Below are 19,792 nucleotides of genomic sequence, written 5' to 3'. Positions count from 1 at the left end.
CGTCGGTGCACCGCTCGACGACGAGCGAGGTGACGCATGAAGGATCCGGCGAATCGGATGTGGTCCTCGACCCCCGTGCCCGGCGCGCACGACCCGGCGGCTCCGCTGGGCTCCCGGCGCACCGGTGGCGGGTTCGGCGTACTGCCGTTCGTCGGTGAGCCCACCCCGGCCGGCCCGGCCACGAACGCCAGTTGGGCCTGGTCGGTGCGCCGCTTCGCGCGGGCCGCGGTGTGGCTGCTGCCCGCGTACGCCATCCTCTACGGCGCGGTGGCGATGGCCAGTGACGGAGGGGTGGGCAACGACCCGTATCCGGCCGACGGCCGCGCGGTGTACCTGATCGGCTGGGTGGCCGCGGTCTGGCTCGGCCTGCTCGCCCTGCTGGCGCTCACCGGGCTGCTGGCCGCGACCCGCAGCCGCCGGGTGGCCGCCGCCGGCCTGCTGGTCAGCATCGCCGGCACCGTGCTGATGCTGCCGTTCGCCGGGCTGGAGGAGCAGACGCCGGTCTTCGGCACCTCCGCCCGGTCGCTGGTCCTGCTCGGCGCGACGTTCTACAGCGTGGGCTGGTTCCTGACCGGTTGGGCGGTGGCCCGCTCGGGCTCGTTCAGCCTCGGCGACGGCGTCATGCTGATCATCGCCGCGCCCCTTCTCGGCCTGGGCGGTGCCCTGATCGGCTCGCTGCAGACCTTCGGCGCGATCTTCGTGCTGATCGCCGGCATCGGCATCGGCTACCGCTCCGGCCGACTGATGCCCCGCGAAACCGCCCGAGACGCCGCCGCCGCAAGCGTCAGCACGCCCACCCCCTAAACCCCGCCCACCCACCCCGATCCCTGGTGATCAAGAGGTTTGCGTCAGAAAAGGGCTCTCGGCTGACGCAAACCTCTTGATCACCAGGGAAGGAGGGGCGGGAGGGGGAGTGGGGGCGGGGTTGGTGGGGGTTCGCTGGTGGGGGGCCGTGAAGTTGCTGACAATCGCCGGGCGGGGGTGGTCGGTTGGCGGTTTTTGTGGCAATCCTGGGGAGCATGGCCGCCTCCCGCTCGCCGCTGTCGCGGCTGTTCACCGTGCTGCTCGCCGGCTTGCTGGCCGGGCTCGCCCTGGCGGTCGCCGCGCTGCCGGGCAACCTGCTGCTCGGGTTCGCCGCCCGCTCGGCGCTCGGCACGTACGCCGCGCTGCCCGACTCGCTGCGCACCCCGGCCACCCCGCAGCGGTCGTACCTCTACGCCAACGACGGTAAGACGCTGATCACCACGTTCTACGACGTGAACCGCACCGACGTCGCGCTGGAGGACATCGCCCCGGTGATGCGGCAGGCGATCGTGGCGGCCGAGGACCGGCGGTTCTACGACCACGGCGGCACCGACCTGCGCGGCCTGGCCCGGGCACTGGTCGCCAACGTCAAGGGCGGCGGCACCGAGCAGGGCGGCTCGACGCTGACCATGCAGTACGTCCGTAACGTCCTCAAGACCGACCCCACCCGCACTGCCGAGGAGCGGGCCGCCGCCACCGACCCCACCGTCGGGCGCAAGCTCCAGGAGATCCGGTACGCGGGCGCGCTCGAGCAGAGCCTCGGCAAGGACGAGATTCTCGACCGCTACCTGAACATCGCCTACTTCGGCTCCGGCGCGTACGGGATCGCGGCGGCCAGCCAGCGCTACTTCGGTAAGCCCCCGGCGAAGCTGACCCTCGCCGAGTCGGCGCTGCTCGCCGGCCTGGTGCAGTCCCCGGACGCGTACAGCCCCATCGACGGCGACAAGGACGAGGCGCTGGCCCGCCGGTCGTACGTGCTGGACTCCATGGTCGCCACCGGGGCGGTCACCGCCGCGCAGGCCGCGCGGGCGAAGTCCGAGCCGCTGACCCTGCACCCCACCGCACCGCCCAACGGCTGCACCGCGGTGTCGCAGGGGCACGACGACTGGGGCTACTTCTGTGACTACCTGCGCCGCTGGTGGCTGACCCAGCCGGCGTTCGGGGCCACCGTGCCGGAGCGCGAGCAGGCCCTGCGCTCGGGCGGCTACACCGTGATCACTTCGCTGGACCCGAAGGTCCAGGCCACCGCGCAGCAGCAGGCGACCAAGGTCTACGGGTACGACAACAAGCGCGCCCTGCCGATCGCGGCCGTGCAGCCGGGCACCGGTCGGGTGCTGGCCATGGCGGTCAACCGGCACTACAGCCTCGCGGACAACCCGGCCGGGCAGGCCAACTACCCGAACACCGTCAACCCGTTGATCTCCGGTGGTGCCAGCGTCGACGGGTACCAGGCGGGTTCGACGTTCAAGCTGTTCACCATGCTCGCCGCGCTGGAGTCGGGCCGTACCCTCTCCACCGGCTTCGACGCGCCCGCCAAGCTGCCCACCCGGTACGCCGCGGAGGGCCCGGGCAGTTGCGACGGCCACTGGTGCCCGGCCAACGCCAACCCGGACTGGATGGACGGGTACCGGATGATGTGGGACGGCTTCGGCCGGTCGGTGAACACGTACTTCGTCTGGCTGGCCGAGCAGGTCGGCCAGGACAAGGTGGTGCAGATGGCGCAGCGGCTCGGGATCACGTTTCGCGCCGACTCGGACGCCGCGTTCGCCAAGGACAACGCCGCGAACTGGGGTTCGTTCACCCTGGGCGTGGCCGCCACCACCCCGCTGGACCTGGCCAACGCGTACGCCACGGTGGCCGCCGAGGGCACCTACTGCACACCGCTGCCGGTCGTCTCGGTGACCGCCGCGAACGGCACGAAGGTGCCGGTGGGGGAGCCGTCCTGCAAGCGCGTCCTCGACGCCGACGTGGCCCGCGCCGCGACCGACGCCGCCCGCTGCCCGGTGGGGCAGCAGTCGCCGTACGGGCAGTGCAACGGCGGCACCGCCACCGGTGTGAACGACATCCTCGACGGTCGACCGGTGGCCGGCAAGTCCGGTAGCTCGGAGCAGAACGCGACCGAGACGTTCGTCGGCTTCACCCCGCAGGTCGCGGTGGCCGGCATCGCCACCAACCCGGACGACCCGGCCGACTCGGTGGGCTCCGCCGTGCAGACGAAGGTGATCGACGCCGTCGCCCGGGTCATCGCCACCGCGGTCAAGGGCCAGCCGGAGAAGGCGTTCGCCGCGCCCAGCCGCGAGCTGGCCGGCGAACCGCGCCGCCCGGTGGAACGCCCCGCGGTCCCGGACCGCCAGCAACCCACCACCGAGGACCCCCGCTCAGCCCTGCAGCGCTGGCTCAACCGCCGAGGCTGAATCGCGGGGGCAGGGGCGTGGTGGGGGCTGGGCGCAGGGTTCAGCGGTCGCGGCGGCGGGGGCGGTAGCTGGCGATCGTCGCGGGTAGGCCGCGGCGGATGATGCCGGCCCAGTCGGTGTCGCCGCGTAGTACGGCCGCCGCGGTCTTGCGGGCCTGTTCGGCGGTGAAGTGCGGCGGCAGCATCAGCTCGGCCGGGTCGACCAGCGCGTTGATGACCACCGGCCGGTCGGCGGTGAGCGCCCGTTCCCAGACGTCCGGGATCTGCTCCGGCGAGTCGATCAGCTCGCCGCGCAGGCCGAGCACCTCCGCCCACTGGTGGTAGGCGATGTCCGGCAGCTGCTGGCTGTCCGGGAACATCGGCGTCCCCTCGCTGGAGCGTTGCTCCCAGCTCACGAACGCCAGATCCCGGTTGTTGAGCACCAGCACCACGAACCGCGGATCGGCCCAGCTGCGCCAGTACTTCGCCACCGTGATCAGCTCGTTGACGCCGTTCATCTGCATGGCGCCGTCACCGATCAGCGCGATCAGCGGTCGGTCCGGGTGGGCGAACTTCGCGCTCAGCGCGTACGGCATGGCTCCGCCCATGGACAGCAGCGTGCCGGACAGACTGGCCAGCATCGAGGGGCGGACCTGGATGTGTCGGGCGTACCAGGCGGTGGTGGTGCCGCAGTCCACGGCGAGCATCGCGTTGTCGGGGAGGCGCTCGTTGAGGGTGTGGAAGAGCAGCTGCGGGTTGACCGGTTCGGCGGCCTGCTCGGCCAGGTCGCGTTGCGCCCGGCGCCACGCCGAGGTGGCCTCGGCGATCTCGGCCCGCCAGGCGGCCGGCCCGGGGCCGGGGCCCAGCTCGCGCAGCAACGCCTGCAGGGTGGGGCGGGCGTCGCCGGTCAGGTTCACCTCGGTCGGGTACCGCAGCCCGAGCTGGGTGCCGTCCAGGTCGATCTGCACCGCGCGGGCCTGCCCGGGCGGCGGGTAGAACTCCGAGTACGGCATGTTGCTGCCCACGATCAGCAGCCGGTCGCAGCCGCTCATCAGCTGCCAGCTCGGTCGGGTGCCGAGCAGCCCGATCGCGCCGGTCACCCATGGCGCGCGGTGGTCGACGGCGGTGAAGCCGAGCAGTGCGGTGGCCACGCCAGCGCCGAGCCGATCGGCGATCTCACGGACCTCGTCGCGCGCGCCGAGGGCGCCCTGGCCGACCAGCATGGCCACCCGCTGCCCGCCGCCCAGCACCTCCGCCGCCCGGCGCACGTCCGCCTCCGGTGGAATCGTCGGCGTGCTGCTCGGCGCGTTGCTGGTCTGGTAGTAGCCGTGCGCGTGCGGCGGGTTCGGGACGGCCGGCTCGTCCTGGATGTCCAGGGGCAGGATCAGGGCGGTGACGGTACGCCGGGCCAGCGCCGTCCGGCACGCCCGGTCGACCAGGTGGCGTACCTGCGCCGGGTGGTCGAGCTGGGCCAGGAACGCCGCGGCCACGTCCTTGTAGAGGGCGAGCAGGTCGACCTCCTGGTAGTAGCCGCCGCCCTCGGCGGTGGTCGCGGTGTGCCCGACCAGGGCGATCACCGGTTGGTGGTCGAGTTTCGCGTCGTACAGGCCGTTGAGCAGGTGGATGGCGCCCGGCCCGCTGGTGACCAGCGCGCAGCCCAGCGGGCCGCCGCCGTACTTGACGTGCGCGGAGGCGGCGAAGCCGGCGGTCTCCTCGTGGCGGACCTGGATGAACTGGGCCCGCCCCTCGGTGCGTTGCAGCGCGGAGGTGAGGCCGTTGATGCCGTCGCCGGGATAACCGAAGTAGCGGTGGACGCCCCAGCTGAACAGGCGGGAGACGATGTGGTCCGCGACGGTCGGGTGCCGGGGCAGAGCGCCGGATTCCATCGCCGTGGTGCGGTCTGCGCTCACCTGGCTGATCCCTTCCCGTCTGGTCGGATACTCCGCCGGTCATTCCCCGTCTTCTTCGGACAAAACACCCGGTCGGGCGGGCGTCGGAGGGCAGGGCTTCCCGTCCGGCAGAATCGTCGGGTGCCCGTCCACCAGATCACCGACCCCGACGACGACCGGATCGCCGACTACCGCGCGCTCACCGACGTCGAGCTGCGCACCCGCTGGGAGCCGCCGCACGGCCTGTTCATCGCCGAGGGGGAGCTGGTACTGCGCCGGGCGCTGCGCGCGGGCTATCAGCCGCGCTCCTTCCTGGTGGACGCGAAGCGGGTAGACCAGCTCGGCGACCTGCTCGACCACGGACCGGCGTACGCGGCTAACCAGGAGGTGCTGGAGGCCGTCACCGGATTTCACGTCCACCGAGGCGTGCTGGCCAGCTTTCATCGCAAGCCGTTGCCTGCGGCCGAGGACGTGTTGGCCAGCGCCCACCGGGTGGCGGTGCTGGAAGGGCTGAATAACCACACGAATCTGGGAGCGGTGTATCGGGGAGCCGCCGCTCTCGGTATCGACGCGGTGCTGCTCTCGCCGTCCTGCGCCGATCCGCTCTACCGACGCAGTGTGCGGGTCAGTATGGGCGAGGTGTTCGCCGTCCCCTATGCGAAGCTGGACCCGTGGCCGGAAGGGCTGGACCTGGTGCGCGCCGCCGGCTTCACGATCCTGGCCATGACGCCGGCACCCGATGCAGTGCCGATTCAGCGCCTCACCGCGGCTCAGCGAGCGAAGGCCGCCCTGCTGCTGGGAGCGGAAGGCCCCGGCCTGACGGCGGCGGCGCAGGCGGCCAGTGACGTGCGGGTGGTCCTGCCGATGCGCCGTGGTGTCGACTCGCTCAACGTGGCGGCTGCTGCTGCGGTGTCGTTCTGGGAGCTGGGCCGCGAGGATGAGCTGGGAATGCCTCCAGCTTGAATTAGTAGCCCGCCCCAGCTCGTCCTCTTCGGGGGGAGGAGGCGAACCCGGGGCGGGCGGTCGTGGGCGCTGAAATCGTCAGCCGGCGGCGCTCCGGTGCTTCGCCCATGCGCAGGTCCAGGCCGCAAGATCATGCACCCACCCGTCTGCGCTCTGTTCGGCCTTGACCGCCCATTTCGCGGCGTTCATCGCGGCGAAGGCGTCGAGAGTGTCGCGGCCAACCGAGGTCCAGGCGGGGAACTGCCCCAGCCACTCCTCGGCCTGCGCCGGGCTGTGGCCACTGCCGATGAGCCACTGCACGAGCAGCGCCAGCTCGACCCACGAGGCGGCCTCAGTCGTCCACGCCCAGTCGACAACGCGTAGCCCGTTCGCCGTGAGGATGAGGTTGGTCGGGTTGATGTCGGAGTGAACGAGCGTTCGGCCTTGCATCTCGGGCAACGCAAACCCGAGGCGGCCCGCCGGAGTGAACCAGGTCCCGGGCGGAGCCGACTTGCCCTGAAGGGCCTTAAGGGTCACCTGGAGCAGGTCCAGATCTGGACTTCCGGGAGACAGGTCGGGGTGGGGGCCGTCAAGTAGCTCGGCCCCCACCACCAACCAGCCGTCGCGCTCGAAGTGCCACAGGACGGCCGGCGGGAACCGGTCGACCGCCCCCGTTGCCGCCAGCTCATAGCGCAGCGTCTGGACGCTCAGCCCGGTCGTGGCGGCCTTGACGAAGACCATGCCGGACGTGCCGACGACACTCGACGCGATCTCGGCGTGGTTGCCCGTCAGAGCTGGGCGTACGTCGATGATCCCGCCGACGCGCTCGGCTATCTCCGTCACGACCGTCCCAGGCAGGGCGGCCCATTCGCGGCGCATGGCTACCTCTCTGTCATTTGCCGCCGGACTGCGGCGGGTTGGGTGGACAGCAGGACTCAGCCTCGCCGTACCAGAATTCCATGTCGACTCGGTAGCCGGTCGCGTGCAGCGCCGCGAGCGTGAAGGTCACAGCGGTTCCGTCCATCATCCCCTCAGTCAAGATCGGGATGTGGTGGACGAAGCCCCCAGCGATCTGCTCGTGAGGGGCCCGGCCTGACGGGGCGGCTCGGGCGGCCAGCGACGTGCGGGTGGTCCTCCCGATGCGACGCGGGGTCGACTCGTTGAACCTGGCCGCCGCAGCGGCGGTGGCGCTCTGGGAGTTGGGCCGCGACGACGCGCCGAGCGACAGCGAGTAACCACTTCGACTTGCATGACCATGCGTCTTGTTGAATAATCTTCCCCGTGTCCAAGGTTCTCACCTCCCTGCCCATCGGCGAACGTGTCGGTATCGCCTTCTCCGGCGGCCTCGACACCTCGGTCGCGGTCGCGTGGATGCGCGACAAGGGCGCCGTCCCCTGCGCCTACACGGCCGACATCGGCCAGTACGACGAGCCCGACATCGCCTCGGTGCCCGGTCGTGCGCTCAGCTACGGCGCCGAGGTCGCCCGACTCGTCGACTGCCGCGCAGCCTTGGTCGAGGAAGGGCTCGCCGCACTGACCTGCGGTGCCTTCCACATCCGCTCGGGCGGACGCGCGTACTTCAACACCACCCCGCTGGGCCGGGCCGTCACCGGGACCCTGCTGGTGCGGGCGATGATCTCCGACGACGTCCAGATCTGGGGCGACGGGTCGACCTTCAAGGGCAACGACATCGAGCGCTTCTACCGGTACGGCCTGCTGGCCAACCCGCAGCTGCGCATCTACAAGCCGTGGCTCGACACCGCCTTCGTCACCGAACTGGGCGGGCGTACGGAGATGTCGGAGTGGCTGCTGGAGCGCGGCCTGCCGTACCGGGACAGCACCGAGAAGGCGTACTCCACCGACGCCAACATCTGGGGCGCCACGCACGAGGCGAAGACCCTCGAACACCTCGACACCGGCATCGAGACGGTCAACCCGATCATGGGCGTCCGGTTCTGGGACCTGTCGGTGGAGATCCCCACCGAGGACGTCACCATCGGCTTCGACCAGGGCCGCCCGGTGACGATCAACGGCAAGGAGTTCGGCAGCCCCGTCGACCTGGTGCTGGAGGCCAACGCCATCGGTGGCCGGCACGGCCTGGGCATGTCCGACCAGATCGAGAACCGGATCATCGAGGCCAAGAGCCGGGGCATCTACGAGGCGCCCGGCATGGCGCTGCTGCACGCCGCGTACGAGCGGCTGGTCAACGCCATCCACAACGAGGACACCCTGGCCAACTACCACAACGAGGGTCGCCGCCTCGGTCGCCTGATGTACGAGGGTCGCTGGCTGGACCCGCAGGCGCTGATGCTGCGCGAGTCGTTGCAGCGCTGGGTGGGCACGGCGGTCACCGGCGAGGTGACGTTGCGGCTGCGCCGGGGCGAGGACTACTCGATCCTGGACACCACCGGCCCGGCGTTCAGCTACCACCCCGACAAGCTGTCGATGGAGCGTACCGAGGACTCGGCGTTCGGCCCGTCGGACCGGATCGGCCAGCTCACCATGCGCAACCTGGACATCGCCGACTCGCGGGCGAAGCTGGAGCAGTACGCCTCCCTCGGCATGGTCGGCGGTGCCGCCCCCCAGCGGATGATCGGCGCCGCGCAGGCAGCCTCGACCGGGCTGATCGGTGCGATGCCGGAGGGTGGCGCGGAGGCCATCGCCTCCCGAGGCGTCGCCTCCGCCGCCGACGAGGCCCTCGACCGCGCCGCCATGGAGTTCGGCGTCGACTGAGCCCGGCTGACCCCCGGCCGCCGGTGGCAGGCGCCCGGGGCCGGCCCGCCCGGCGGAGGCAAGTCGAGTTCCGGCGTCACGGACGGTAGCGTGTCGGCCGTGTTCCCTACCGTCCGTGAGGTCCTCGCCCTGGACCCGGTCCGCCACGGCGCGCCCCGCGTCGTCGCCGGCGACGCGGGGCTGGACCGGCCCGTCCGCTGGGTGCACGTCGCCGAGGTGCCCGACATCGCCACCCTGCTCGGGGGCGGCGAGCTGGTGCTCACCACCGGCATCGGGCTGCCGGGCGACGACGCGGGACTGCGCGCGTTCATCGGCGACCTCGCCGACGTCGGAGTCTCCGGGCTGGTCGTCGAGCTGGGCCGCCGGTACGTCAGCGGAGTACCCAGGGTGATGGTCGCCACGGCCGAACGGCGCGGCCTTCCCCTGGTGGAACTGCGTCGGGCCACCCCGTTCGTGCGGATCACCGAGGCGGTGCACGCGCTGATCGTCGACGCGCAGCTCACCGAGCTGCGGGCCACCGAGGAGATCCACCAGCGGTTCAACGACCTCTCCGTCGAAGGTGCCGACGCCACCGAGGTGATCCGGCAGGCCGCCGAGCTGTCAGGTTGCCCCGTGGTACTGGAGAACCTGTCCCGGCAGGTCCTCGGGTACGACCCGGCCGGCGAAAGCGCCGAGCTGCTGCTGGACGGCTGGGAGCAGCACTCCCGGCGGATCCGGCCGGCCGGGCGGACCGCGTACGACCCGGACAGCGGCTGGCTGGTCACCGCGGTCGGAGCCCGGGGGCAGGACTGGGGTCGGCTGCTGCTGCGCTGGCCGGCCAGCGGCGACGTGCCCAGCGCCCGGGCCGGTGCACCGGCCGCCGGCCCGCCGACCCGGCTCACGATCCTGATCGAACGGGCCGCGTCCACCCTCGCGCTGGGCCGGCTGATCCGCCGCGACGCCGAAGGTCTGGAACGGCAGATCCACCGCACCCTGCTCACCGCGCTGCTCGACCACTCCCGGCCGGTGGACGAGGTGGCGCTGCGGGCGAAGGCGCTCGGCGTGGTGCTCGACCGGCGGCACCTGGTCGGCGTGATGGTCCGCCACCGCGCCGACGACCCCGCCGGAGAGGGCGGCCCCGAGGCCGGTCAGGCCCGGCTGCGGGACCTCTCCGAGGCGGTCGGCCAGGCGCTGCGGGAGGCGAAACTGACCGCGCTGACCAGTGCCGTCGACGACAACTCGGTGGGCGCCCTGCTGGCCCTGCCGGACCCGGCCGCCGAGGACCGCGCGCTGTCCGCGTTCGCCGGCGCACTCCGTCGGGTACGCCTCGACGCCGGCACCGGCCGCGCACCCTCCGGCGGCGACGCATCCCGGTCGGCGTCCGGTGCCGAGCCGTCCCGAGGTGCCGGCGCGGGTGCGGTGATCGTGGCCGCCGGATCCGGGGTGGGCAGCCTGCGCGAGGCCCGTCGGTCGCTGGTAGAGGCGCGGCAGATCGCCGAGGCGGCCCGCCGGGACCGTCGTGACCTGCCGATCTTCCGGCTTCCCCACGTCGGCCTGGCCGGGCTGCTGCACCTGCTGCGCGACGAGCCCCGGTTGCAGACCTTCGTGGAGCGTGAACTCGGTGCGCTCCTCGAGTACGACGCCCGCCACCCCCGGGAGCAGCTGCTCGACACCCTGCGCGCGTACCTGGAGCAGGGCCGCAACAAGTCCGCCGCCGCCGCCGCGGCCCACCTGTCCCGACCGGCCTTCTACGAACGTCTGGCCCGCATCGCCCGCATCCTCGACGTGGACCTCGACTCGGTGGAGGCCAGCCTCTCCCTCCACGTAGCCCTACTGGCCCTGGAAGCAGTCCGAACCCCCTAACCCGCCCGGCCCCCGGCCCCCCCGGCCCCCCCGGCCCCCCGGCCCCGCGGCCCCCGGCCCCGCCCCGGCCCCGCCGCGTCGATCATGGAGTTGTGGTGCCCCACAAAAGTCGCGAAACGGTCTGTTGCGCCCACCACAACTCCATGATCGACGCGGACGAGGTCGCCTGGCGTCGGGGCCACTCAGGCACGCTGTCGAGTTGATGCCGTGGGCTTAATCGCCCGGCTCGGCTCGGCTCGGCTCAGCCCGGCTCAGCTCGGCTCGGCTCGGCCCGGCCTGCTTCGGGCGTGGCTTGGGTCAACCACGCTTCGATTCGTTTACGACAACAGCTCCAAAGGAGCAGCGACCCACACCCAGGGCGAGCGAGAGTGTCAGATGAGGGTGTTCAGCGCTTTTGCGTAGGTTTCCGGGATGTGATTGGGGCCGCCGGGGGTGAAGACGTCCGAGCTGGCCACCGCGGACCAGGCCGTCGCCGGCACCGCCTCCACCAGCGCTTGGATCACCGGGGCGTCGCGCCACTGGTCCTGTTCGGCGAGCAGGCCGAGGGCCACCACCGACTCCTCGACCTCGCCCACGCACTCGAACGGCTTGTGCCCGTCCACGCCGAGCAGTTCGCGGTAGCCGGGGATCTGCGACTTGTCGGCCAGCAGGTCACCGCCGAAGATGTGGGTCACGCGCTCGCGCGCCATGAACGGCGCCATGGCAAGGAAGACGAACCGGCACTTCGGGCAGTCACGGCACCAGCGCTCACTCGCGTCCCGCAGCTTGAACGCCTGGTTGCAGCTGGTCACCACGTCGTCGTACCGGGTGAACTCGGCGAACAGCCGGGCGATGTGCAGCTCGGACAGCGAGCGCAGCAGCGAGAAGTACGGTTCGGTCAGGCCGGCGTGCTCGGCCAGCGACGCCCGCAGCAGCCCCTCGGCCTCGACGCCCTTGGACCACTGGTGGTTGATCTCGTGTCCGTCCCAGACCAGGTTCGGGTCGGACGCCGAACGCTCGTTGGACATCACCACCGGACCGAGCCCGTGCAGCACGGCCGTGGCCACCGCGATCAGCGAGTTGATCGCGGTCACCGGGATGTGCCCGTTCAGCGCACCGGACGCGTTCAGGTCGAACAGCACCGGGTCGATGCGCCGCCGCGCGGCCAGCGGGGTCAGCCCGGACGCCTCGTTCACCGCGACGATCACGTGGTTCGGGTTGACCGAGAACGGCACCGGGTCCAGCTCGGCGCGGCGCAGCGCCTCCAGGCTCACGATCGAGTCCTTGCCGCCGCCGACCGCGGAGAGGGGGCGGCGGCCGGAGTCGTCGTACACCCGTGGCGGCTCCGGCGAACCGGCCGGCACCTCCGGGCGCAGCTGGAGCACGTGCGGCAGCTGGTTGCGGTACGCGTACTCCGCGAGGCCCTTGGTGTAGATGGCCGTGACGTAGTCGACGGTGGCCGCGCCCAGCGGTGCCGGCAGCACCAGTCGGGGAGGCGCGGCGGCCTTGTAGTAGCTGACCCCGGCGACCAGGTGCAGCACCTCCAGCACCCGGTTGACGGTCGCCACCGTCTCGTCCGACGGTGGCTCCGCCGGCAGCGGGAGGGTGATCACCTCGGTGAACCGCTGCTCACCGGCCGGGCCGGTCAGGGCGTAGTCGAACAACACCTCGCCGGTGGCGAAGTCGATCGAGTAGGACGGGAACGTGAAGGCGTCCATCCGCCGGAGCTGCTCGTTGGGCACACGCCATACTAGGCCCTGGTTCGTCCGGCCGTGTCCGGACCGGGCCCGCCCCGCCGCCGCCGTGATCTTCGAGGAGAGCCCCGTGCGCCTGTCTGACCTGCGCGGACGTACCGTCGCTGTCTGGGGGACCGGCCGGGAGGGCCGGGCCGCTGTGACCGCGATCGCCGCGCACGGCCCCGCCGAGCTGGTCGCCGTCGACGACAGCGCCAACTTCCTGTCGCTGCCCTGGGACGGCCCGCTGGCCGAGGCGGCGCCGCTGATCACCGGTGAGGCGGGCTTCGAGCGGCTGGCCGCCGCCGACGTGGTGGTCCGCTCGCCGGGCGTGCCGCAGACCCACCCGTGGATGGTCGAGCTGCGTCGACGCGGCGTGCCGGTCACCCAGGGCACGGCGCTGTGGATGGCCGACCACGCCGCCCGCACCGTCGGGGTGACCGGCAGCAAGGGCAAGAGCACCACCTCCAGCCTGATCAGCCACCTGCTCACCGCGACGGGCCGACCGAACGTCTTCGGCGGCAACATCGGCGTGCCCACCCTCGACCTGCCGGAGGCGGAGCTGTACGTGCTGGAGCTGTCCAGCTACCAGTGCAGCGACCTCACCGACTCGCCCCGGGTGGCGGTGGTCACCGCGCTCTTCCCCGAGCACCTGGATGCGCACGGCGGGGAACGGGAGTACTACCGGGACAAGCTCAACCTGCTCGCCCACGACCCGCAGACGATCGTGGTGAACGGCGCGGACCCCCGGCTCGGCGCCGAACTGGGGGACCTGCCGGCGGTGCGTGCCGGCCGCCCCGACACCACCCACGTCGCCACCGGTACGGACGGCACGCCCTGGTTCCACCTCGGCGACCAGCCGCTGTTCCCGCGTGCCGTCCTGCCGCTGGTGGGCCGGCACAACGAGGGCAACCTGTGCGTCGCCCTCGCCGTGCTCGACGCGCTCGGCATCGACGTGGTGGCCGAGAAGGACAGCCTCGCCATCGCGGTCGCCGAGTTCCAGGGGCTGGCCCACCGGCTCACCGAGATCACCGACCCGTCCGGGTTGACCTTCGTCGACGACACCCTGGCCACCAGCCCGTACGCGGCCATGCACGCCATCGACGCGTACGACGGGCGGCCGTTGACCGTGATCGTCGGCGGCACCGACCGGGGGCTGGACTACACGCCGCTTGCCGAGCACCTCGCGGAGCGCGAGTTGACCGTGATCGGCATCCCGGACAGCGGCGCCCGCATCGTCGAGGCGCTCGCCGGACTGCCCAAGGTCCGTACCGAGCTGGTCGACGACCTTGAGGACGCGGTCCGGTTGTCCCGGGAGGTGACGCCGGCCGGCGGGGTGGTGCTGCTGTCCCCGGCCGCGCCCAGCTACGGCCGGTTCCGTAACTTCGAGCACCGCTCCGAGGTCTTCGCCCAGGCCGTCGCCGACACCGCCGGCTGAGCTGGGCGCGCCGACACCGCCGGCTGAGCTGGGCGCGGCGACACGGCAGGCTGAGCTGGGCCGTCGCCGACACTGCCGGGTGGCCCCGGTTCAGCGGAGGTCGTGCAGGGCGCGCATCGCGCGGATCGCCGAACGGATCTCCTGGAGGTAGCGCCCGGGCGTGAGGGTCTGCTCGGGCAGCACCGCCAGGTCGGCCAGCGTCGGGTCCACCCCGATCGTGTCGATGCCGCAGCCGTACGGCACGGCCAGGGTCCGCAGCGCGTCGCAGTGCTGGAACGGCACGTAGATCGGCGCGGTGACCATCAGCACCTCGTCGCCGCGGGCGAGCTGCGCGTGCCCGGCCCAGAACCGTTGCGTGTCGGCGGTGTGCGCGCGCCGCCGGTCCGGTTCGCTGGACGGCGCGGCGAGCACCCGCACCGGCGGCAGCCCGTCCGGTCGGTAGGTCCGCGACGACCAGGAGTGGTGCGGGTGGCCGGCGTCGACGCCGTCCCGCTCCGCCGGGGCGGCCACCCCGAACACCCGCCGGACGGCCGTGTCCAGCACGTCCACCTCGGTCTCGTCGGCCGGCAGGCCCGCGTCGGCCAGCGTCCGGCGTTCCCAGTCGGACAACGGCCGGAAGCTGCCCAGCACGGCCACCTCGCCACTCACCGCGAGCCCGGTACGCAGCAGGTGCGCGGCGTAGGCGACGCGGCGTACGCAGGCGTGCGCCAGGCCGCCGAGCACCACCAGGTGGGCGTACGCGCCTCGGGTCGGCGGCACCGGGTGGATCAGCCCGAGCGCGGACGCCGAGGCGAGCACCAGTTCCGCGGTGGCCGGGTCGAGGTCGGGCTCGCGGGCCTCGGGCCGTTCCCGACCGCCCCGGAAGTCCCAGTGCCGGGCGGAGAAGTCGTCCAGAAAGCGGAGCACCTCGGTGAGGTCGCCGTCGGGCCAGCTACCGCCGAACTGCCGGACCAGGCCGCGGAGCGGTGCGGAGCAGATCCAGGCCCGAACCTCCGCCGCGATCCGCTCGTCGATCGTCCCGGTGGAGAGGGCCGCGTCCGTTCTCTGCACCTGCCGGATGCTACCGGCCGCCGCACCCGGGTCTTCGTCTACGCCACACTGACTGACGAGCTGTCCGCGCTGGTGGAACGGCAGCGCGAGGCCGGAGTGCGGGTGGGCCTGTTGCCGCTCGGTGTGGTCGGTGCGCAGCTCCACGTCAATCTGACGCTCTGGGACGGGTCGAGCTGTTGGGAGGCCCGCATGACCGCGCACGGCGAGATCGATCGGCTCACCCGCGTGTTCGACCTCTGTGCGAGCGCCGCGACCTTGCGGGACTGACGGTCCCACAGAGCGGAGCGGGTAGACCGGAACGTGGAGCGCCGTCCTGCTGGTGACGGCCGTGGTCTGGGCGGTCAGCGTGATCCGTCAGACTACGGATCGAGTGGGAGTGGCTCCTAGGTGCTGCGGTAAACAGCGGTCAACCATGATCGGTGCCTCGGAAACCGTTGACGTGCTGTCAGGTTGCGATGTCCTTGCGCTACACGCTGACAGTTGTTCGCATCGGCCGGCGGTGGGAGCGTGCGGTATCCACGAACGCCGCTGAAGGGTTGCCACGATGACCGACGACCTGCTGGCCCGGCACCGGGCCGTGCTCCCGTCCTGGATGCCGTTGTACTACGACGAGCCGATCGAGCTGGTGTCGGGTTCGGGCCGCCGGGTCACCGACGCGCAGGGGCGCAGCTACCTGGACTTCTTCGGCGGGGTGCTGACCAACATGATCGGCTACGACATCCCGGAGATCCGGGAGGCGGTCGAGCGTCAGCTCGCCACCGGCATCGTGCACACCTCGACGCTCTACCTGATCCGCCACCAGGTGGAGCTGGCCGAGAAGATCGCCCAGCGCTCCGGCATTCCGGATGCCCGGGTCTTCTTCACCAACTCCGGCACCGAGGCGAACGAGGCGGCGCTGCTGGTCGCCACCAACCACCGCCGCTCGCACCAGGTTCTGGCGGTGCGCAACAGCTACCACGGCCGGTCGTACGCGGCGATGGGCGTCACCGGCAACCGCAACTGGTCGGCGAGCGGGCTCAACCCGTTGCAGGTGGCGTGGCTGCACTCCGGGGACCGCGTGCGTGGCCTGCTCGCGCGGCTCAGCGCCGAGGAGCAGGTCGACGCGGCGGTGGAGGATCTGCGGGAGGTGCTGGCCACCCAGACCGCCGGTGCCGTGGCCGCGCTGATCGCCGAGCCGATCCAGGGCGTCGGTGGGTTCGTGCACCCGCCGGACGGGCTCTTCGCCGGGTGGAAGAAGGTGCTCGACGAGCACGGCATCCTGTTCATCGCCGACGAGGTGCAGACCGGCTGGGGGCGTACCGGCGAGCACTTCTGGGGTTACCAGGCGCACGGCGTCACGCCGGACCTGCTCACCTTCGCCAAGGGCATCGGCAACGGGTTCGCCCTCGCCGGGGTGGTCGGCCGCGCCGAGGTGCTCCAGGCGGTGCCGGCGATCAGCTTCTCCACGTTCGGCGGCAATCCGATCTCCACCGCGGCCGGCAACGCGGTGCTCGACTACCTCGTCGAGCACGACCTCCAGGCGAACGCGGCCCGCGTCGGCGCGATCCTCGCCGACGGCCTGCGGTCCGCGGTGGGCGGCCTCGACTGCGTCGCCGAGGTACGCGGAAAGGGGCTGATGCTCGGCGTCGAGTTCGTCCGGCCGGGCACCGGTGAGCCGGACCCGGCGCTGACCAACCAGGTCTTCGAAGCCGCGCGCGACGGTGGCCTGCTGGCCGGCAAGGGCGGTCTCTACGGCAACGTGCTGCGGATGGGCCCACCGTTGACGCTGACCGAGGAGGAGGCCCGGGAGGGCCTGGCGATCCTCGTCGACGCGATCCGGTCGGCTGCGGGGGTGGCGGCATGAGCATCGGTCACTTCGTCGACGGCAAGCGGGTCGGCGGCACGTCCGAGCGGCGCGGCGACGTGTTCGATCCGGCGACCGGTCGGCGTACCGCCGAGGTCGAGCTGGCCTCGGCCGCGGACGTGGACGTCGCGGTGCAGGCCGCGGTCCGCGCGGCGCGGTCCTGGCGGGACGCGTCGCTGGCGCGGCGGTCGGCGGTGCTGTTCGCGTTCCGGGAGTTGGTGCACGCCCGGCGGGACCGGCTCGCCGAGGTGATCACCGCCGAGCACGGCAAGGTGCTCGCCGACGCCGCCGGCGAGGTGCAGCGTGGCCTGGAGGTGATCGAGTACGCGTGCGGCCTGCCGTCGGCGCTGCGCGGCGCGTTCAGCGAGAACGTGTCCACCGAGGTCGACTCGTACACCCTGCGGCAGCCGCTCGGCGTGGTCGCGGTGATCTCCCCGTTCAACTTCCCGGTGATGGTGCCGCTGTGGTTCGTGCCGGTGGCGGTGGCCTGCGGCAACGCGGTGGTGCTCAAGCCGAGCGAGAAGGACCCGAGCGCGGCGCTGCTGCTGGCGGAGTGGTTCGCCGAGGCGGGCCTGCCCGACGGGGTGCTCAACGTGGTCAACGGCGACAAGGAGGCGGTCGACGCGCTGCTGGAGCATCCGGAGGTGCGCGCGGTGTCGTTCGTCGGCTCCACCCCGATCGCCCGGTACGTCTACCAGCGGGGCACCGCCACGGGCAAGCGGGTGCAGGCCCTCGGCGGTGCGAAGAACCACATGGTGGTGCTCCCGGACGCCGACCTGGATCTGGCCGCCGACGCGGCGGTCAACGCGGGGTTCGGCTCGGCGGGGGAGCGGTGCATGGCCATCTCGGTGCTGGTGGCCGTGGAGCCGGTGGCGGACGCGCTGGTCGAGCGGATCGCCGAACGGTTGGCCGGGCTGCGCACCGGTGACGGCCGGCGGGGCTGCGACATGGGTCCGCTGGTCACCGCCGCGCACGCGGAGCGGGTGCGGTCCTACGTGGCCGCCGGGGTGGCCGCCGGCGCGGTGCCGGTCGTGGACGGGCGGAACGTGACGCCGGATGGCGACCCGGACGGCTTCTGGCTCGGGCCGACGCTGTTCGACCGGGTGACCCCGGACATGTCGATCTACACCGACGAGATCTTCGGGCCGGTGCTGGGCGTGGTCCGGGTCGGCTCGTACGACGAGGCGGTGGACCTGGTCAACGCGAGCCCGTACGGCAACGGCACGGCCATCTTCACCAACGACGGCGGTGCCGCCCGGCGCTACCAGCACGAGGTGGAGGTGGGCATGGTCGGGATCAACGTGCCGATCCCGGTGCCGATGGCGTACCACTCGTTCGGCGGCTGGAAGTCGTCGCTCTTCGGCGATCTGCACGCGCACGGCGAGGACGGGGTGCGGTTCTTCACCCGGGGCAAGGTCGTCACCAGCCGGTGGCTGGACCCGCGGCACGGCGGCGTCAACCTCGGGTTCCCCACCCAGACCTGAGCAGCCGCAGCACACCCGCCCCGGCCAGGTACGCCAGCAACGCCGGGGCGGGCGTGCCGAGCGGCTCCGGGGCGCGGGCCGCCGTCGCGCTGTTGATCAGCAGCCCGGCCACGACGGCGGCGTACCCGGCTACGGTCAGCGCCGCCCGCGTCGCGGTGCCCCGGCCGGCCCGACGCCCGGTGCGGTGCCGGGTGCTGCGGGCCTCCACCGGTCCGAAGATCGCGACGAGCACCGCCAGGATCACCGTGAGCAGCAGCAGCCAGGGCACCCGCCACGCCCACCAGGCGCCCGAACCGACCTCCGGGGTGGGCAGCGTCCCGGTGGCGTCGAGCAGCCCGATCAGCAGGATCGCGGCGCTCAGGTGCCAGAGGAAGACCGTCAGCACCACGAGGTTGACGCCGATCACCAGCGACCACGCGCCGGTGCGGCCCAGCAGGCGCTCCACCGGGTCGCGCAGCAGCAGGACCAGGCCGAGCTGGGCGGCGGCGACGGCCAGCAGCGCGAGGCTGGGTGGGCTGGCGTTGTCCAGTCGTTCGCCGGGCACGTTGAGCATGGCGACCGGCCAGGGGCCGGGCCCGGTGAGCAGCAGCGCGGCGGCCAGCCCGACGGCCAGGAACACCAGGCCCGCACGACGGGAGGTGGGCAGCGGGTGCCGGCGTACCCCCGCACGGTCGGGCGTCGACGGCCCGGCGGCGTCGGCCTCCGCCTGCGGTGGCGCGGCCCGACCGGCGTCGGCCTGAGCCTTGGGCGGCGCGGTCCGACCGGCGGGCCGCGGCGCGGCCTGACCGGCGGCGTCGGTCGCCGCCTGCGGTGGCGCGGTCATCCCAGGGCCGGGCGGCGGCGCGGCGCGGGCGTCGTGCCAGGCGAAGCCGAGCTGGTGTACGGCCAGCCAGCCGAACAGGTAGTTGCCCCAGCTCAGCTGCACCGGGCCGGTGAGCCGGCCGAGGTCTCCGAGGCCGACGAGCGCGACCAGGGCGAGGGGGACGGCCAGGCCGAAGCGGCGGTGCAGCGCGTACATCGGTCCGGTGAGCACGACCACCGCCAGGTAGGCGACGAGGAACCAGAGCGGGATGGTGGCGAACCAGACCACCTGCCGGACCTGGGTCGGGTCGGCGCCGAGCAGCCGGGCCACCGCCGCGGCGGCGGTCAGCACCAGCAGCAGGGCGCTGGTGGGGCGGACCAGCCGGGCGCTGCGGTCGAGCAGCCAGCCGGCCGCGTCACCGCCCCGGGCGCGCAGCCGGGTCAGTGAGATCGCGTTGGCGTAGCCGCCGACCAGGAAGAACACCGGCATCACCTGGGCGATCCAGGTGAGGGGGTACGCCCAGCGCAGCTCGCCGAGAGCGGAGTGCCCGGTGGGACGACCGGCGGCGTCGCGCACGATCACCGTGACGCCCCAGTGTCCGAGAACGACCATGACGATGGCGAGCGCGCGGAGCAGGTCGACGTACCGTTCCCGGCTGGCCGGGGTGCGCTCGGCGAGCTGGCGCAGGCGGCGCATCGCCCCAGGCTAGGCGACCGGTCGATGGCCGGTGGCGATAACGGTTCGACCGTCAGGACTTGAAGTCCGAGCCCGGCTGTCGTAGAAATTCTTCAGCAACATCATCTGAACTGAAGAGAACCAACGAACCTCGCGCGGCGGACGCCTTCCCCCAAGCACCGGCGA

15 protein-coding genes and 1 pseudogene are annotated in these 19,792 nt (G+C 72.4%); 10 read left to right on the top strand and 6 right to left on the bottom strand.

The features are described from left to right. Positions 1 to 36 precede the first annotated feature (36 nt). Positions 37 to 804, top strand: coding sequence for a hypothetical protein (locus AB0H52_RS17600; protein ID WP_278121954.1), 768 nt, complete (start codon positions 37 to 39; stop codon positions 802 to 804). A gap of 215 nt (positions 805 to 1,019) precedes the next feature. Next, positions 1,020 to 3,218, top strand: a complete 2,199-nt coding sequence (locus AB0H52_RS17595) for a transglycosylase domain-containing protein (protein WP_192580544.1) — start codon at positions 1,020 to 1,022, stop codon at positions 3,216 to 3,218. 40 nt (positions 3,219 to 3,258) lie between these two features. Here the strand turns inward: AB0H52_RS17595 and AB0H52_RS17590 are convergent, their stop codons facing one another. After that, on the bottom strand, positions 3,259 to 5,082 hold the full coding sequence (locus tag AB0H52_RS17590) for a thiamine pyrophosphate-requiring protein (protein WP_357948576.1): 1,824 nt from the start codon (positions 5,080 to 5,082) through the stop codon (positions 3,259 to 3,261). Positions 5,083 to 5,226: 144 nt separating this feature from the next. On the opposite strand from AB0H52_RS17590, the gene AB0H52_RS17585 reads away from it, so the two are divergent. Then, the gene (locus tag AB0H52_RS17585) at positions 5,227 to 6,048 is read left to right on the top strand and encodes an RNA methyltransferase (protein ID WP_278121956.1); all 822 of its coding nucleotides are present in this window, start codon (positions 5,227 to 5,229) and stop codon (positions 6,046 to 6,048) included. A gap of 78 nt (positions 6,049 to 6,126) precedes the next feature. Here the strand turns inward: AB0H52_RS17585 and AB0H52_RS17580 are convergent, their stop codons facing one another. Beyond that, on the bottom strand, positions 6,127 to 6,906 hold the full coding sequence (locus tag AB0H52_RS17580; RefSeq protein ID WP_357948529.1) for an aminoglycoside phosphotransferase: 780 nt from the start codon (positions 6,904 to 6,906) through the stop codon (positions 6,127 to 6,129). Between the two features lie 13 nt (positions 6,907 to 6,919). Next, on the bottom strand, positions 6,920 to 7,051 hold the full coding sequence (locus AB0H52_RS17575) for a hypothetical protein (protein WP_357948526.1): 132 nt from the start codon (positions 7,049 to 7,051) through the stop codon (positions 6,920 to 6,922). Between the two features lie 88 nt (positions 7,052 to 7,139). Between AB0H52_RS17575 and AB0H52_RS17570 the strand changes: the two are divergent. From AB0H52_RS17570 to AB0H52_RS17560, 3 genes and pseudogenes are all read left to right on the top strand, one after another. Beyond that, positions 7,140 to 7,262 (top strand): annotated as a pseudogene (locus AB0H52_RS17570) (RNA methyltransferase); the annotation flags it as partial. 46 nt (positions 7,263 to 7,308) lie between these two features. After that, positions 7,309 to 8,760 carry an argininosuccinate synthase gene (argG, locus tag AB0H52_RS17565; protein ID WP_151493198.1) on the top strand — a complete coding sequence of 484 codons (1,452 nt, stop codon included), beginning with the start codon at positions 7,309 to 7,311 and terminating at the stop codon, positions 8,758 to 8,760. 90 nt (positions 8,761 to 8,850) lie between these two features. Beyond that, entirely contained in the window at positions 8,851 to 10,602 is a 1,752-nt protein-coding gene (locus AB0H52_RS17560) for a PucR family transcriptional regulator (RefSeq protein ID WP_278121961.1), read from the top strand. A gap of 371 nt (positions 10,603 to 10,973) precedes the next feature. Here AB0H52_RS17560 and AB0H52_RS17555 read toward each other — a convergent pair whose 3' ends face one another. Then, positions 10,974 to 12,323 (bottom strand): hypothetical protein, encoded by a 1,350-nt coding sequence (locus AB0H52_RS17555; protein ID WP_151491662.1) that lies wholly within the window; start codon positions 12,321 to 12,323, stop codon positions 10,974 to 10,976. Between the two features lie 82 nt (positions 12,324 to 12,405). On the opposite strand from AB0H52_RS17555, the gene murD reads away from it, so the two are divergent. Beyond that, positions 12,406 to 13,752 (top strand): UDP-N-acetylmuramoyl-L-alanine--D-glutamate ligase, encoded by a 1,347-nt coding sequence (gene murD / locus AB0H52_RS17550; RefSeq protein WP_151491663.1) that lies wholly within the window; start codon positions 12,406 to 12,408, stop codon positions 13,750 to 13,752. Between the two features lie 90 nt (positions 13,753 to 13,842). Here murD and AB0H52_RS17545 read toward each other — a convergent pair whose 3' ends face one another. Beyond that, positions 13,843 to 14,802: a hypothetical protein gene (locus AB0H52_RS17545; RefSeq protein WP_151491664.1), complete on the bottom strand. Its 960-nt coding sequence runs from the start codon at positions 14,800 to 14,802 to the stop codon at positions 13,843 to 13,845. A 72-nt stretch (positions 14,803 to 14,874) separates the two neighbouring features. Between AB0H52_RS17545 and AB0H52_RS17540 the strand changes: the two genes are divergently transcribed. From AB0H52_RS17540 to AB0H52_RS17530, 3 genes are all read left to right on the top strand, one after another. Beyond that, on the top strand, positions 14,875 to 15,069 hold the full coding sequence (locus AB0H52_RS17540) for a hypothetical protein (protein WP_357948521.1): 195 nt from the start codon (positions 14,875 to 14,877) through the stop codon (positions 15,067 to 15,069). A 277-nt stretch (positions 15,070 to 15,346) separates the two neighbouring features. After that, on the top strand, positions 15,347 to 16,645 hold the full coding sequence (locus tag AB0H52_RS17535; RefSeq protein WP_357948518.1) for an aspartate aminotransferase family protein: 1,299 nt from the start codon (positions 15,347 to 15,349) through the stop codon (positions 16,643 to 16,645). After that, positions 16,642 to 18,129: a CoA-acylating methylmalonate-semialdehyde dehydrogenase gene (locus AB0H52_RS17530; protein WP_357948515.1), complete on the top strand. Its 1,488-nt coding sequence runs from the start codon at positions 16,642 to 16,644 to the stop codon at positions 18,127 to 18,129. Before AB0H52_RS17535 ends, AB0H52_RS17530 begins: the two co-directional genes overlap by 4 nt. On the opposite strand, the gene AB0H52_RS17525 is transcribed toward AB0H52_RS17530, so the two are convergent. Then, the gene (locus AB0H52_RS17525; RefSeq protein ID WP_357948512.1) at positions 18,101 to 19,627 is read right to left on the bottom strand and encodes an acyltransferase family protein; all 1,527 of its coding nucleotides are present in this window, start codon (positions 19,625 to 19,627) and stop codon (positions 18,101 to 18,103) included. The two genes, AB0H52_RS17530 and AB0H52_RS17525, sit on opposite strands and share 29 nt — an antisense overlap. Positions 19,628 to 19,792 lie beyond the last annotated feature (165 nt).

Origin of the sequence: Micromonospora sp. NPDC050695, assembly GCF_040654415.1 — a bacterium.
GTDB lineage: Bacteria > Actinomycetota > Actinomycetes > Mycobacteriales > Micromonosporaceae > Micromonospora.
The sequence above is the reverse complement of the archived record's forward strand: the minus strand, read 5'-3'. Positions and strand labels throughout refer to the sequence as shown.